The organism is Engelhardtia mirabilis (assembly GCF_007748095.1).
Classification (GTDB): Bacteria; Planctomycetota; UBA1135; order UBA1135.
Genome location: NZ_CP036287.1, coordinates 1,645,250 through 1,659,373 on the forward strand (window position 1 = coordinate 1,645,250; position 14,124 = coordinate 1,659,373).

Here is a 14,124-nt window from a genome sequence, read left to right on the forward strand (position 1 = left end):
TGTGACTCGGCCGGTCTTCGAGGCCGGCGCCCCGCGCGGCCGGCTGGGCGCTGTCGTCGGTGATCGGCCGGAGCGGCGAATCAAATGCCCCTGGGCCCGTGCCACGGCCGCAGCCGTGGCCCAGACTCGGCGCGCCCATGGATCCGCGCCAGACCCACGCCACCGTCGGCGACCGCTGGACCGCGCCGGGCGCGGGCGAGCACTACGCCGGCGGCCGCTGGCGCTCGAGCCGGGCCGCCGGACGCGATCCCCGCCTGGTTCGACGAGCCCTGCTGCGCCACGCGCGGGGGCTGCGGCTCGAACGCGTGCTCGACGTGCCCTGTGGGGCAGGGCGCCTGCGACCCGTCCTCGAGGGCACGGGCGCGTCGACCGTCGGTGTGGACGTCTCGCCGGAGATGTTGGCCGCGGCTCCCGCGGGTCTTCGCATCCAGGCCTCAGCCTGGGCCCTACCCTTCGCCGACCGCAGCTTCGACGCGGTCGTGTGCTGTCGCCTGTTGCACCACGTGGCCAGTGACGACGAGCGCGCCGGCCTCCTGGGCGAGCTGGTGCGGGTCAGCCGCGGCCTGGTGCTGGTGTCGTTCTGGGATTCGAGTTCCTGGCACGCTTGGCGGCGTCGAGCGGGCCTGCGCCGCGCGACCCATCCGGACACGCGCGTGGCCCTCGAACGACGGACGCTGGAGCGGCTCATCGAGGGGGCCGGCGCACGGGTCTTGGGCTTCGAGCACAGCCTGCGCTTCGTGTCCCAGCAGGCCTTCGCGATCGCGCGGCGGGAGGCGGACTGAGTGCCCGAGCTGCGCCACGGGATCGAGCAGGGCGAGCTGCGCCTGCGGGCCGGGCGCGGTGCCGCGGCGCGCGCGGAGGCCTTGGCCCTGGGCGCGCAGCTCGCGCGCGCCGACGAGCACCGCGCCGAGTTCGTGCCCTTCGCCGGGGAGCGGGCCTACCTCAAGGCCAGTCCCCTGCGCGGCCGAGCGAGTCGGCGCCACGCCCTGCGCGCGGGGCTGTTGCGCGCCCGTGTTCCGCGCATGGCCGAGTACGCCAACCTCACCTGGCTGCGGCGCGCCGGCTTCCGCGCCCCCCAGCCCCTCGCGGCCGGGGTCCTGTGGCGTGGCGGCGCGCCGCGCTTCCAGTTCCTGCTGACCTGTGCCGTCCCGGCGAGCGTGACCCTCGACGTCGCCCTCGCCGCCGCCGCGGACGACGAGCGCGGGCTCCTGGTCGACGAGCTGGCGCGCGAGGTCGGTCGCCTGCACCGGCTCGGCTTCGTCCACCGGGACCTCTTCCCCCGCAACCTGCTGGTGGTCGAACCGGTTGGCGGTCGGCGCCTGGTGCTGATCGACTGCTGGGCCGGGGGGCGCGGCTGCCAGCGACGCGGACCCCTCTACGACCTGGCCTGCCTGATGCTCGAGGGCGCCGACCTGTTCACCGTGGCCGAGCAGCGGCGGCTGCTTGACGGCTACCTGACCGAGCGTCGCGCGGGCATTGGGCTGCCGCAGCTCGTGGGCGGGGTCGTTCGTCGTCGCGACACCCTGGTGCGCGGCCTGGAGCGCGATCCCCGCCGTCTGCGCGGCAAGCCCATGCCCGGCCCCTGGCCCCCGGCGGCGCTGACGGTCCGCGGTTGAAGCGCGCCGGACGCGCCCCGCGTCAGTCGGTGCCGCGCGCCGTCCCGTCGACGGCCTGCGAGCGGCTCCTGCGCGGTTGGCCGATCAACGCGTCCGAGATGCGTCCGAAGCGCCGGTAGGCGCGCATCATCGCGTGGGCCTGGGGATCCATCAGGCGCATGGCCAACAGCCCCGGCGCCACCAGGCTCGGCCCGGGCTCGATCCGCAGGCTCGCCGCGAGGGTGTAGTCCCCGGGCAGGGTCTCGACCGTGTGCCACCAGAAGGCGGGTACCCGCAGCATGTCGCCGGGCCGCAAGTCCGCCTGCACGCGCGGGATCCCGAGGTAGCCACCGAACCCCCGGCGGCGTTGGATTTCGTCGGACTCGCGCACGTCGATGTTGCTGCCGGTGTAGTTCGTGCTGCGTTTGACCCGCGGGCGCATGGCCGGCGAGTAGATCGGATCGGTCAGGGTCCAGCGTTTGCGACCCCGCGCCAGCACGAAGAAGTTGTCGCCGCCCTCGGTGTGCCACAGGGAGTAGGCGCGTTCGGGTTGCACCAGGAGCTGCGCGCTGAAGACCTTGCCCACGGCCAGGCGCGAGCGCAGCCAGTGGCCGCGGTTGCGCTCCCAACCGCTGATGCGCTCCCAGTGGGCCAGGTCGAGGTCCCGCAGCAAGCTGCCGCCGTCCGCGTGCATCACGTCTTCGGCCACCACGAAGCGCGCGGGACCGCCGCGCCGGATCGACTCGGCCACCTCGCCCAGGGTGCCCAGGCGGAAGTCGTAGTAGTGGTGGGCCTTGGTGGGGCGGGTCTGGATCGGGTCCGGACGATCGAGGGCGGCGTTGATCGGCCCCGTGCAATGGCCCCAGCCGCGCTCGAGGTAGTCGAGGCTCCAATCCATCAGCGGCAGTCCCCGGGCGGCCCCCCGGAGCACGTAGGGAATCCTCAGCCGCGTCAGGAAGTCCTGATCGATCGGGCTGACCTCGTCGGCGCGAAAGACCGGCACCGGGATCGGTCCGAAGCGCCACGGCTCGCTCGCCAGGCGCCGGTTGATGCGCTCCAGTTGCTTGTCGTAGCCGCGGCGCAGGAACCCCTCGGCGTAGCAGGCGTCGCGGGTGGGCGAGTAGACCGGCGTGCCCCCGTGAGCGAGGCCGATGTAGTAGAGCCAGAAGCGCAGACGGTCGACGAGGGGCACCTCGACCGCTCGGCTGGCCGCGCGGAAGCGCTGGGCTCGGGCGCGCAGGGACCAGTCCGGCCCCGCCGCCTGGAGCGGCGTCGCCGCGGCCGACGCGGGCCCGTGCGAACGCGATTCGCTCGAGTTCAGGTCGCAAGCGTTGGACTGCCCGTCGCCCTCCGCGCCGTGTCGGTCGACCCCCACGACCGAGGAGCGAGGCAGCCCGAAGGGGGGCGGCTCGTCCATGCTGTGAACGCTAGGCCGGCGGCGTGAAGCCGACTACCGATCGAGCGAAGGCAAATGCGCGCTCAGCCCCGAGCGGGGCCCGCCGGGCCCGTAACAATCCAGTAGCGCCGCGCGGCCGGTCCACTCAGCGCGGCGCCTGGTGGGGGTGCTGCGGGTCCCCGTCCAGGTCCATGCGCGCGTGCTGCATGAAGAAGCGCCAGTGCATGGTCAGGGCGCACAGGACGGCGACGTGCCACAGCTCGTGTGCCTCGAAGACACCGGGCCACAGGTTCGGCCAGTCGAGGGCCAGCATCACGGCGCCCGCCGAGTAGGTCACCCCGCCGAGGATCAGCAGCCGCACGTCGGCGCTCCCCGCGCGCCGCCAGACCACCAGGCCCGCAGCGCCGGCGATCCAGCCCATGGTCAGGTAGACCGAGGTGGCGATGCCCCTCGGCAACGAGTCGTAGTAGACGGCGAAGAGCGTGATCCCCGTCGCCGCGACCAGCCACATGGCAGCGAGTACGCCCCAGCGGCGGAAGCCACGGAAGAAGAAGGTCTGGATCGGCGTGTGGGTCCCGGCGATCAGCGCGAAGATCCCGGCCTGGTCCAGGCGCCCGAGCACGTCGCGTCCGGTCGATTCCGTCGACAGCAGGTGGTAGACGCCGCTCATCGAGAGCAGGAAGACCGAGGTGAAGGCGAAGACCGAGAGGCTGAAGGTACGCCGCCAGTCGCCGGACGCGCGGCGCAGCAGGGGCACGGTCAGGACGGCGAAGACCACGGCTCCGCCCAGATGGCTGATCGCGTTGAAGGGCTCGTGGAAGCCCGGAATCGAGGTCACCTGCGCTGTCATCGCCGCGAGATGCTAACGCGGCTCGCGGCAGCGGCCGGGATCGGTCTCGGACGGGTTGTCAGAAGCTCGCCGGGATCAGGCTGGTCGCGCTGGGCGCCCCCAGGAAGAGTTCGAGTCCGGTACTCAGATAGAGACCCTGTAGCCACAGGTTGACGCCCGCCGCGCCCGGCACCGAGGCCACCGGAAAGGAGAAGGTCTGCTCACCGCTGGCCGGCAGGGCGCCGAGCAGCGTGAACACGCTCGTGATCGGATCCACGACGAACGGGTCGAGTTCGCCGGCGAGGGGCACCGAACCCGGACCCAGGGCGACCGCCAGCAGCACCAGGTCCCCGCCTTCACCGGTGAGGTCGAGCTGCACCTGGCCGCCGAACCGCACCGGTGAGGACGCCACGGACGAGCGCGCCGTGCCGGGCAGGGGCAGGTGAACGCCCGCCAGCAGCTCGATCTCCTGGCCCGGGACGCCATCCACGCAGGTGGCCAGGGTCGCCTTGCCGAAGTCGCCCGCGCCGAAGGTGCAGTCCAGTGCCAGGAACGCCGGCACGGGGATCGTCGCGCTGGGCTCGAGCAGGATGCCGCTCCCGCCGTCGCCGGCGTCCTTGCACTTGGTCATGAACTGGGTCGAGATCGTGACCCCGTTGCCCCCGTCGCCGGGCGCGAACGTGCAGCCGCTTGCGAACAGCACCCCACCTGTCACACGGGCCCCGTGCCCGCCGTGGCCGAGCTCGCCGAGGGCACCCTGGGCCCCTTGGAACAGGCTGTCGTAGGCCTGCACGAAGGCGTTGAAGGACTCCAGCCCGCTGCCGGCGCCGGGGAAGCCGGCGGGAGAACCGCGGAGCTCACAACCGGCGAACACGACCTGTGCGCAGTCGGTCAGCGCCAGGCCCTCGGGCGCGAAGCCCTGGCCGATGTTGCCGTTGCGGATCACGCAGTCGACCCACTCCACCGTGCCGAGGGTCGAGGTCACGCTCGAGCCCGGCTCGAACAGGGGCGTGCGCAGCTCCAGACCGCGGATCAGGATGTCCTGGCCGGCCGCCGTGCCCGAGATCTCGGCGCGCCCGACGACGACCGGCGCGGCCCCGGTGTCGGCGACGATCGTGAGCCCCTTGGCGCTGATCGTGAAGCTCGAGTAGGTGCCGTCCTCGACCAGGATCAGGTCGCCGTCCTGGGCCGCGAAGATCGCCTCCTGCAGGTCGGTGAAGGCACCGGGCGCGCCGCTGGCGTCGACCACGTGCACCTGTCCGAGGGCGAGGGCCGCCGCGGGGAACGCGAACATCGACGTCAGGGCGAGGACCTGGATCGAGGGCATGGTCGGGCCTGGGGTTGGATCGGTGGGACGGATCGGTCGGTCGCCAGTCTAGGGCCGGCGCGCGCGCGCACTCTTGCAGGAGTTCTACCCGGGCCCGCGGTCAGGCGCGCTAGGCTCGCGCGGCCGCCTGGCACCCTGACCATGGGCACGAATCGAACCCCGACCCTGCTTCTTCTGGCCCTGGCGGCCCTGGTACTCGGTGGCGCCTGGTGGTTCATCGACGGCAGGGACAGTGAACCGTCACAGCCCGGCCCGACGCCTGCGATCGAGTCGGTCGGCGGGGCGGAGCGCTCGGACCCGCCGCTGAGCGCGCCAGCTTCGACCGCGATCGAGGGGGCGCGCGGGCAGCTCCCGGCCGAGGCCACACGCGCATCCGAAGCGCCGGACCCCAACCAGGCGTCCCCGAACGTGCACCCGCAGCGACGTTTCCGGGTTCACGTCCTCGACCAGGACGGCGCGGTGCATGGGGCCGAGAGCGGGACCTTGACCGTCAACGTGTGGCATGACGACGTCGGGGACTACGTCGACGTGCAGGTGCGGGAGGGGCTCTTCAGCCTCGACGAAGCGCCCGACACTCGCGTCACCGCCAACTCCGGTCAACTCGGCGGCCGGGGCGTGCTGCCTGTCGAGCCCGACGCCGCCGATCAAGCGCCCGACCTGCTCCTGGTCCGCTGGTTGCCCGCGACCACCCTGCGCGTGGTCGACGCGGGCAGTGGCGCCGACCTCTCGAGCGTGGAGCTCTACCCGCGCGGCGGCATGCGCCTGATGCTGCCCTTGCACCCCGGACCGGTGGCGCCGGAATTGTTGATGCACGGCGACTCGCCGATCGAGTTGGAGCTTTCCGACTTCCAGTTCGCGAGTCCCCTGGCCGCGGTCTACGCGCGCACCGCGGCCCACGCCTGGGGCTTGACCCAGGTCGACCTGCAACGGGGCGGCGAGACGCGCCTGGCGTTGATCCCCGGCGGCGACCTGGAGGTGAGCCTCGTGGGCGATCGGCCGGCACCGGGCTCCTTCGTGCGGGTGCGGATCCGCGAGGGCGCGCCGCCCATCGCCGAGGCGATGATCCTCGGCGAGGGGCGGCCCGTGACCTTCACCGGCATGCCCGTGGGCGACCTCTTCGTCACGGTGGAACTCGGCGATCGGAGCGCGAAGCCCGTGCTCCAGGGTCAGGGGCAGGTGGAGATCGTCGCCGGCGCCATGTCGCGCCTTCAGATCACGGTCGAGCGTCCGGCCGACGTCGAGCCCGCGCCCCTCGCTGGCGTCGTCGTGCTCCCGCCGGGTTGGGAACTCGATGCGAAGGTCCTCGCGCTCGGACTCGTCGGTGGATCCATCTTCGACCCGCAGGAGAACTTCAACCTCGACCTGCCCGCCGAGCCCCGCCTCGGTACCCAGGACGAGTACCCCTTCGACGCGGGCCTGCTGCGGCCGGGTCGCTGGGTGCTCTCGATCGATCCCTTGGGGATCGCCATGGCCGTAGACCTTCCGCCCGAGGGTCTGCGCGACGTGCGCTTCGAGGTCGGCGCGCCGGGGGAACTCTTGGTGCGCGTGGTCGACTCCCAGTCGGGTCTCGAGCTCACGCCGCTGAGCCTGACCTGGCACACGCCGCGCCCGGAGAACTCGGGCGGCTTCTCGTCCAGGGGCGCGGTCTACGACGAGGAGCGCGGCGGCTACGTGATCCGCGCGCCCATCGGCGAGCTCGTGATCTCGGCCCTCTTGGACGGCTACGCCGCCCCCGACGAGACGGTCACCGTGGGACCGGGCTCGCGCGTGCACGTGCTCGAGCTGGAACGCCTGCAGGGGGTGCGGATCGTCGCGCGCGAGGGGGAGCGGGAGTTCCCGGTGAACCCCTGGAAGACGACCGTGCGTGCGATCGACCACGAAGGTCGCATGACGACCGCCGGGCAGACCAGCACACTCGGTGGCGATGGCTCGGCAGTGGGGTTCGCCGCCGTGTACGTGGACCGTCCGGGCGAGTACGGCGTGACGGTCCCCGCGATCCCCGGCTTCCTGCCCCCGGGCGAGCGGGTCGTGGAGGTCCGCGCCCACGAGTTGACCGAGCTGGTGATCGAGCTCGAGCGCGAGCCCTGAAGCCTGCTGCTCGGGCGCGCGCGGCGTAGAGTGCCTGGATGCTCAGCCTCGCCCTCGCCCTGACGCTGCTCGCGCCCCCCGTTCAGGAATCCGCCCCCGCGCCGACCAAGGTCTTCCTGCTCGCCGGTCAGTCGAACATGGAGGGCTACACCAGCTCCGCGTGGGTGCGCGAGTACGCCCCCGAGTTGGTCGAGCCGCGCGACGACGTGTGGTGTTCCTGGCGCGGTGCGTGCGGCCCCCTCGCGCCGGGTACCGGCTATGAAGTCGGGCTCGAGCTGAGCCTCGGCCGCGCCCTCGGCGAGCGCTTCGAGGCCCCGGTGCTGCTGGTCAAGGTCGCCGTGGGCGGCACGACCCTGAGCGACGACTGGCGTCCGCCGAGCACCGTCGCCCGCGTGGGCGGGGAGATCGGCTACCTCTACAAGGCCATGGCCCAGCGCCTGCGCCGCGTCCTGTCACAACCCCAAGCTGCCTGCCCCGAGGCCCTGGCCGGCGGCTCCTTCGAGCTGGGCGGCTTCGTCTGGCTGCAAGGGGAGAGCGACAGCTTCGAGGGGCGCGAGCATGGTTACGAGGCCTCCCTGCGCGAGCTGATCGCCGACGTGCGCGCGGCGACGGCGACGCCTGCCCTGCCGGTAGTGGTCGTCCAGATCAACGACTCCGGAGCCTGGGACGACAACGGCGGCGGCGGTCCGGTGGTGCGTGCGGCCCAGGCGGACGTGGTCGCGGCGGACCCCCGTGCGGCGCTGGTGGTCACGTCCGACCTGGACCCGGGCTACCACTACACCGACGGCGACCACGTCACGATCGGCTACCGCGTGGCGCAGGCCCTGTGGCCCCTGTTGGAGGTGCCTGCGCCCACCGATCTGGAGGCGCTGCACGCCGCTTGGGCCGAGCAGGAACGGCTGTTCTTCCCCGGCCGCGGCCCGCGCCCGCCGCTTCCGCAGCTGCACCTCTCGGACCTCGATTGGCTCTCGGCCACCTCCGGCTGGGGCGGCGATCCGCGCCGCGACCAATCGATCGAAGGCCGGCCCCTGTCGCTCGACGGCGAGGCCTTCGCCAGGGGCATCGGCACCCACGCCGAGTCGGACATCGTGTTCGCGCTCGAGCCCGGATATGGCCGTTTCGTCGCCGTCGCCGGCCTCGACGACGAGGTCGCCGGACGCGCGGTCTGCAGCGTGGTGTTCCAGGTCTTGATCGACGGTGAGGTCGCGGTGAGCTCGCCGACGCTCCGCACCCAGGAACGCTGGCACTTCGACCTGCCGATCTTCGAGGGCGCGGAACAACTCACGCTGAGGGTGTTGGAGGCCGATTCCGGCATCGACAGCGACCATGCGGATTGGGTCGACTGCGGCTTCATCGCGCGTTGATCCTTCTTGGCATCCGAACGCTCGAGCGTCGACGACTCGATCTGTCGACGCCCATCGGCGGTGTCCTCAGGGAGCCGGGTTCAACAGGAGGGCCGCGCGCCGCATGGCGTCCGCGACCCGTTGGGCTGCCTCACTGTCGGCGTGGGAAACGCGCAGGTCGTGGCCGACCTGGAAGTAGCCGTCCCCGATGCCCAGGCGTTCGCGCTCCCGGGCGAAGCGCCGCTTGAGAGACTCGTCGCCGAGGGGCAGTTCGTGGCAAGCCTTGCAGTTGCCGAACAGGGCCCGGCGCGCGTCGCGGTCCATCAGTCCCCCTGCATCGGCCACCATCGCCGCAGTCGAACGGGAGTCGAGGGCGAGCTCCACGAAACGCGCGGCGCCGTCGTCGAGCAGGGCTGCCACCGGCGTCGCGAGCTCGGCGACCCGGCCGTACCGATCGGCCAGCATCTCCGCTCGCTCCTTCAGCGTGAGCGGGTTGGTGTCCGCGGGGATGTTGAAGACCGAGGCCTGCTCGTGCATGCAGGCGAGCAGGTCGAGTAGGGCCACGGTCAACCGCGCGTCGTCACTGTCGTCGCCCTCGCAGCGCTGCCGAATCGTCGCCAGCTCCGTTCGCGGCCGAGCGTCCGACAGCCGCGGCAGCCGGGCGAAGCGCAGGTTGGCGGCGAAGCTCGCCCAAGCCTCGATCGGTTGCGTGGAAGCGTCGACCACGGCGGCGCCGGCGAAGGCGCGCTCCTGGTCCAAGGCCAGGATCGCCGTGGCGGCCGGCGCCAACCCTTCGAGGGGCTGGCAGGCGATCACGAGCGACGTCGAATCGGCGGGCGGAGCGAGCCGCGCCCGGAACAACCGCACCTCGCCCGTCGAGGTGGTCCCGGTGGCACGGTCCACCTGGGCCAAGCGCGCCTCGCTGGCGGGCTCCATCGGCGCGAACTCGACAAGTTCGAGACCGAGGGCGGCGCCAATCCGCTCGCACTCATCGGCGCCATCGGGTTCCGCGGGTCGCAGGGCGAGCAGCGGCGGCAGGGCGGAACACAGGAGCAGGCAACTGAGGGCGCTCTTCATCGGTGGTCGGGGTCGGGCGGCCGGGGGAATCCAGGGTGGCGGCCCACGCTAACCGCGGCGGATTCGCCAGGGGTCCGCCGATCTCCGAGCCTTCTGGTCCGCGGATCTGCCGCGGACCGCGGCTTCGAGCCTGCCGCCGTGGGATAGGCTCGACGCTCGGCCGCGCGCGCGCCGCCCCATTGCCATGGCACGAGCACCCATTCCGCAGGCGCAACGACGGTCGACGCCGAGTGCCACGACCGCGGGTACGGCCCTCGCGGTGGGGCCGCGCACGATCAGCTTCGTGGGGCTGCTCCTGCTCGCCGAGTTCGCGCTGAGACACCTGGGCGGCTACGGGCTCCAGACCCTGTTCGAGAATTCGCCGCGCTACAGCTGGCAGTTGATCCCGCACCAGGCGCGGCTCGGGCAGACCCTGCGGGTGCGGGAGTACGTCAACGGTCAGGGCTTTCGGGACGGTCGCGACTGGTCCGAGCTGTTGGCGCCCGATGGGGGGGCAGGGCCGCTGCGGGTCGCCGTGCTCGGCAACTCGCTGACCTACGGAACTGGCGTCGAGGTCGAGCAGACCTGGCCCCGCGTCTTGGAGGCCGCGCTGGACGGAGCCCTGGGTCCGGGGCGCGACGCGGTCGTGATGAACTTCGCGGTCGCCGGCTACACCTTCGAGCAGATGGCGCGCGTGTTCGACGACCAGGTAGCACCGGGCCAGCCGGCGTTGGTCCTGTGGCCCGTCACCGCGCGGGACATGGGGCTGATGGCACCGACCCGGGAGTTGGCCGACTATCCCCTGCGACGCCTGGTGGTACGGACCGCGATCCACGACATGCTGCTCGACTCGCTCCTACGTAACCGCATCGCAGACATCCGCAGCGAGCCCGAGCCCGGTGCGGACGGGGTGCGTCGGGGGTTCTGGGTGGCGTTGCTGGACGCCACTTCGGCCGTGATCGCGGACGAGCTCGAGGCCGGGGTCCAGGCAGCGGCGATCGCGCAGCTGAAGGCAGCGGTCGGGGTCGCCTGCGCCGGCGCGCCGGAGACGGACGTGCCGGGCATCCTGGTGTCGGTCTTCGAGCGCTTCGCGCGCGATTGGGCACCGGACGACGCGCGTGGGCTGCTGCTCTCCCTGTGGTCGGCGTTCGAGTCCAGCACGCCCGCCGAGGTGTGGGACTTCATGCACCACGACTTCATCCAGGACCCACACGCGGCGCGCCACGCCGGGCTGCGGCGGATCCGCGGCGCGCGCCTGGCGGAGATCGTGGAGCGGGTAGAGGGTTGGGGCGGAGGTCTGGTCGTGATCGGTCTGCCGACCACCGACCAACTGGTCAGCGAGGCACCTGGTCCGACGGCCTACTGGCGCGACGAGTGGCTGCCCGCCCTTGCGTCCGATGGCGCGAGCGCGAGGGTCGTGGACGCGGCGGCGGCCTTCGACGCACCGATGGCCGAGCTCGCCGCGGCGATCCGCGAGCGGGGTTACGTGCGCGCGGGCGAGATCGAGCGAGTCACGGCCGACTACGCGGGGTCGGGGTCGACCTTGGTGCAGCTCGACGATCCGTGGCACTACAACGCCGACGGGCACCGCTTGGTGGCTGCGGCGGTCGCGCGGGTCGTCGGACCGCTGCTCGACCTCGAGCTCCCCACGACGGACGGCGAGGCGACCACGGCCCGGACCGCGGACTGACCGGGTGGGTCGAGACGTGCCGTCCGCCTCGGCCAATACTTAGGTATTGACCTAACTGAAGTCGCGGGGCAGTATCGCTCCCCGTGAGCCCCGCCACCGAGTCCCTCGACCGAGTCTTCCAGGCCCTGGCCAACCCCACGCGACGAGCGGTGGTGGTGCGCCTGGGACGCGGACCGGCCCCGGTCAGCGAACTCGCGGCGCCCTTCGACATGTCCATGCCCGCCTTCTTGCAGCACATCCAGGTGCTGGAGGCCAGCGGCGTGGTGCGCACGAAGAAGCGTGGGCGAGTACGGACCGTGAGCGTGGTGCCGGCGCGCCTGACGAAGGCCAGCGCCTGGCTCGAACAGCAGCGCAGCCTCTGGGAGGCGCGCCTCGATCAACTCGACGATTACCTCGGAGAGATGCAGGCGAACCCATGAGCGAACTACCCGTGACGGACCCCGAGTTGGACCTCGTCCTCGAGCGCGTCGTCGACGTGCCGCCCGAGTTGGTTTGGAGGGCCTGGACCGAGCCCGAGCACCTCAAGCGTTGGTTCACGCCCGCGCCCTGGACCACGGTCGAGTGCGAGATCGACCTGCGGCCTGGCGGCGCCTTCTCCACCGTGATGCGTTCGCCCGGGGGCGAGGAGTTCCCCAACGAGGGCTGCTATCTGGAGGTGGTTCCAGCGAGACGCCTGGTGTGGACCAACAGCCTCATTCCGGGCTACCGTCCCGCGCTGCTGGATCGGCAGGACGACATGTCCTTCGCCTTCACTGCGTTCATCTTGCTGGCACCCGAGGGGACCGGTACCCGGTACACGGCCATCGCCATGCACTCGACGGCTGCGACGTGCTCGAAGCACGAGCAGCTGGGCTTTCACGAGGGTTGGGGCAAGGCACTCGACCAACTGGTGGCCTTGGCGAAGTCCATGTGAGCCGGGAGGGCGTCGGGGTCGAAGGTCCCATTGGAGGGGTCGACCCCGGCGCCCCCGCGGCCCGCGGGGTCTGCTAGGGTCGTGCCTCGGGGGTGTGACGATCGAGCTCCTGTAGCAGCTCAGACGCCTGCTCCCTCTTGCCCCCGGGGTCACGGCCCCGCAGCCTTGGAGTTCCCATGCAACGTGTTCGCCTCGCCCTCGCGCTGGTCGGTCTCGGCCTCGGTTCCTTCGGCGAGCCTTCGCAGGCGCAGCAGTTCTGCTCGGGTCCGGTGCATGGCTCGCCCCTGGCCGAGTCGGGCGCCTTCGGGGGCAACCAAGCCCTGTACGTCGTCGGGACCGTGCCCCAGGGCGGATCCGATCACCGCGTCGCCACCTTCGACGGCAGCGCGTGGACCCTGCTCCCCGGCGGGTTCGACGGGGCGATCGCGGCCCTGGCGGAGACTTCGCTCGGTCTGGTCGTCGGCGGCTCGTTCACCTCCGTCGACGGGGTCGCGGCTGCGCGGGTCGCGCGCTTCGACGGCGTCCTGTGGCAACCCCTGGGCGCGGGCATCGGTTCCGCCGGCACGGACGAGGTCCGGGCGCTGCTCGAGTTGGGGGGCGAGCTCTACGCGGGTGGTATCTTCGCGACAGCGGGCGGCACGGCAGCGTCGAACATTGCGCGCTTCGACGGCGCCGCCTGGCAGCCCCTCGGGCCCGGCCTGGACGGCAGGGTCGAAGACCTCGCCACCTTCGCCGGCAACCTGGTCGCCGCGGGGTCGTTCTCAGGCGTCGGCGGCGCGGCTTTCCAGAATGTCGGCCGCTGGGATGGCCTGACCTGGGCGCCCCTGGCTCCGACGAACCTGCCCGCGGTGTTCGACCTCGAGCGCAGCGGCGATCGCCTCTACGCGGCCGCGGGCGGCGTCTACCGTTTCGGAGGTGTCGATTGGAGCGACCTGGGGCAGATCCAGCTCTCGACGTCGATCGCGGCCAGCACCGTGGCCGTGCGCGACGGCGTGCCCTTCGCGGCCGGCGAGTGGAAGACCTTCTGTCAGGCCTTCTCGGGCGGTCCGTGCCTGCAGACCGCGCGTCTGGTGGGCGGTATCTGGCAGCAACTCGGCCACGACGAGCTACAGCCGGTGCTCGCCAACCTCTCCCTGGCGACGTTCCAGGGCGCCGTCTACCAGTCGGGTAGCAGCGACGGCTTGACGAGCTACTCCGCCGAACCGCACCTGTCGTTCCTGAGTCCGAGTTCGGCCCTTTGGTACGAGGACCGCACGATCAGCCTGTGGGGGAGCTGTTTCGACCCGGTTCAACCGGCGACGGTCACGTTCGGGAGCTCGCCCCCGCTGCTGGGGCAGGTTCAGAGCGCGAACCAGGTCCAGGTGACGATCCCCGCGGGGCACCTCGTAGAAACGGGGCAGCTCGACGTCACGTTCGACCACGCGGGTACCTCCGTCGCGATTCCCGGCGGCCTGCTCGCGGCGCCCGGGCTCACCGCCTCGGTCACCGAGTTCATCGGTCTGCAGGCGAACCTGATGGTCAGCTCGGGCGGCGCCAGCGGGACGGCCTGGCTGTTGTGGAGCCCGAACCTCGCAGGCCCCCTCACGATCCCCGGTGTGCACGGTAGCTTCGGCCTCGATCCGCTCTTCTACGGTGTGCTGGGCACCGTCTCCCTGAGTTTTCTGCCGAGCCTCGCGGTGCCCATCCCCGCCGGCGCGTTCCCGTCCGGCACCGAGTTCCACGCCCAGGCTGCCGTGCTCTGCCTCCCGCCGGCTGGCCCGCAGGTGGCCTTCTCCAACACAGCGACGATCGTCCTTCCGTGATCGATCCGGGGTAGCAACCGCCGAGCCACCAACGACTCAGGCCGGACCCCGAGGGGTCCGGCCTGATCGACTCAACCCAGTCGGC

The 14,124-nt window shown here is 71.9% G+C and carries 12 protein-coding genes; 8 read left to right on the forward strand and 4 right to left on the reverse strand.

Features of this window, described 5'->3' with window-relative positions; genetic code table 11:
• Window positions 1–137 precede the first annotated feature (137 nt).
• Both Pla133_RS05900 and Pla133_RS05905 read left to right on the forward strand, forming a co-directional pair.
• Window positions 138–782: a class I SAM-dependent methyltransferase gene (locus tag Pla133_RS05900; protein WP_145063448.1), complete on the forward strand. Its 645-nt coding sequence runs from the start codon at window positions 138–140 to the stop codon at window positions 780–782.
• Complete coding sequence (locus tag Pla133_RS05905; protein WP_145063450.1) at window positions 783–1,616, forward strand: lipopolysaccharide kinase InaA family protein; 834 nt, start codon at window positions 783–785, stop codon at window positions 1,614–1,616. It begins immediately after the preceding gene.
• A gap of 22 nt (window positions 1,617–1,638) precedes the next feature.
• Here Pla133_RS05905 and Pla133_RS05910 read toward each other — a convergent pair whose 3' ends face one another.
• The 3 genes from Pla133_RS05910 to Pla133_RS05920 form a co-directional block, all read right to left on the reverse strand.
• Window positions 1,639–3,012 (reverse strand): cupin-like domain-containing protein, encoded by a 1,374-nt coding sequence (locus tag Pla133_RS05910; protein ID WP_145063452.1) that lies wholly within the window; start codon window positions 3,010–3,012, stop codon window positions 1,639–1,641.
• A 124-nt stretch (window positions 3,013–3,136) separates the two neighbouring features.
• Window positions 3,137–3,841, reverse strand: a complete 705-nt coding sequence (gene trhA / locus Pla133_RS05915) for a PAQR family membrane homeostasis protein TrhA (RefSeq protein WP_145063454.1) — start codon at window positions 3,839–3,841, stop codon at window positions 3,137–3,139.
• 58 nt (window positions 3,842–3,899) lie between these two features.
• Window positions 3,900–5,147 carry a right-handed parallel beta-helix repeat-containing protein gene (locus Pla133_RS05920; protein ID WP_145063456.1) on the reverse strand — a complete coding sequence of 416 codons (1,248 nt, stop codon included), beginning with the start codon at window positions 5,145–5,147 and terminating at the stop codon, window positions 3,900–3,902.
• A gap of 141 nt (window positions 5,148–5,288) precedes the next feature.
• Between Pla133_RS05920 and Pla133_RS05925 the strand changes: the two genes are divergently transcribed.
• Both Pla133_RS05925 and Pla133_RS05930 read left to right on the forward strand, forming a co-directional pair.
• Complete coding sequence (locus Pla133_RS05925; protein WP_145063458.1) at window positions 5,289–7,235, forward strand: hypothetical protein; 1,947 nt, start codon at window positions 5,289–5,291, stop codon at window positions 7,233–7,235.
• Window positions 7,236–7,273: 38 nt separating this feature from the next.
• Entirely contained in the window at window positions 7,274–8,599 is a 1,326-nt protein-coding gene (locus Pla133_RS05930) for an NPCBM/NEW2 domain-containing protein (RefSeq protein WP_145063460.1), read from the forward strand.
• Between the two features lie 66 nt (window positions 8,600–8,665).
• On the opposite strand, the gene Pla133_RS05935 is transcribed toward Pla133_RS05930, so the two are convergent.
• Window positions 8,666–9,655 (reverse strand): hypothetical protein, encoded by a 990-nt coding sequence (locus Pla133_RS05935; protein ID WP_145063462.1) that lies wholly within the window; start codon window positions 9,653–9,655, stop codon window positions 8,666–8,668.
• A 184-nt stretch (window positions 9,656–9,839) separates the two neighbouring features.
• Between Pla133_RS05935 and Pla133_RS05940 the strand changes: the two genes are divergently transcribed.
• The 4 genes from Pla133_RS05940 to Pla133_RS05955 all read left to right on the forward strand — a co-directional run bounded on the left by Pla133_RS05940 (window position 9,840) and on the right by Pla133_RS05955 (window position 14,039).
• Window positions 9,840–11,324: an SGNH/GDSL hydrolase family protein gene (locus Pla133_RS05940; protein WP_145063464.1), complete on the forward strand. Its 1,485-nt coding sequence runs from the start codon at window positions 9,840–9,842 to the stop codon at window positions 11,322–11,324.
• An 83-nt stretch (window positions 11,325–11,407) separates the two neighbouring features.
• Entirely contained in the window at window positions 11,408–11,743 is a 336-nt protein-coding gene (locus tag Pla133_RS05945; RefSeq protein ID WP_145063466.1) for an ArsR/SmtB family transcription factor, read from the forward strand.
• Window positions 11,740–12,237 (forward strand): SRPBCC family protein, encoded by a 498-nt coding sequence (locus tag Pla133_RS05950; protein WP_145063468.1) that lies wholly within the window; start codon window positions 11,740–11,742, stop codon window positions 12,235–12,237. The genes Pla133_RS05945 and Pla133_RS05950 overlap by 4 nt, the downstream gene beginning before the upstream one ends.
• A 176-nt stretch (window positions 12,238–12,413) precedes the next feature.
• Window positions 12,414–14,039: an IPT/TIG domain-containing protein gene (locus tag Pla133_RS05955; protein ID WP_145063470.1), complete on the forward strand. Its 1,626-nt coding sequence runs from the start codon at window positions 12,414–12,416 to the stop codon at window positions 14,037–14,039.
• Window positions 14,040–14,124 lie beyond the last annotated feature (85 nt).